The following is a 644-nucleotide window of genomic DNA, read 5'->3' as shown; positions in this document are numbered from 1 at the left end:
TCGTCACCGGCATTGAACACGATGTTCTTGCCGGCCGTGAGGTGCTGGTGCTGCTGGGCCACGCTGTCGATATGCTCGCTGGCGGCGATGGCCACGCTGCGCGAAGTGATCACGGCCACACCGGCCGGGGCGCTGACGGCGATCAGCGGTTCGCCGCCCGTGCCGGTGCCATTGGGGTTGTCGTTGGCACCGTGGTCGAGTTCGCGCACGGCCGTAGTCAGGGTTTGCTGCGGCTCGGGGTCGTGGCCGATACCCTGGTTTTCGCCGGCCACCTGGCCGAGATTGCGGGCCAGTTCCAGCGCGCTCTCCAACAGGGCGATGGCCTGGTCGCGGACAAGATGGCCGCCGCCTGCACCGGGCTGGGCCTCGGTTGAGAGCAGCAGGCCTCTGGCCGCGCGCAGGGCACCGCTGGCATCGCTGCGCAGCTCGAAGCCCTCGCCACGGGGTTCGCCGCCCTTGGGTCGCGGGTGGGTGAGGTAGCCCAGGTGGAGGGCCGTGTCGGCATGGTCGCTCATCAGCGCGGCGCTGATCTCGCCATGGGTGTCGTCGATGCGCAGCTCGTTGGCACGGCCGGCCTGATGCTCCTTGCTGCGGATGGCGCTGAGGGTCTTGTGCAGCGGCAGCTTGTAGGGCGTGGGGTGCGT

General features: G+C 69.6%; 1 protein-coding gene. It reads right to left on the bottom strand.

Annotated elements, in window-relative coordinates; all coding sequences use genetic code 11:
- Positions 1-644: type VI secretion system Vgr family protein (locus ACF8GB_RS01250; RefSeq protein ID WP_392526451.1), on the bottom strand; the 644-nt coding region annotated here is incomplete at both ends.

It is taken from the genome of Pseudomonas sp. xss_4 (assembly GCF_043104125.1).
Taxonomy (GTDB): Bacteria; Pseudomonadota; Gammaproteobacteria; order Pseudomonadales; family Pseudomonadaceae; genus Aquipseudomonas; species Aquipseudomonas parafulva_B.
Note: the sequence above shows the minus strand (reverse complement) of the source record. Positions and strands in the feature narration are given on the sequence as shown.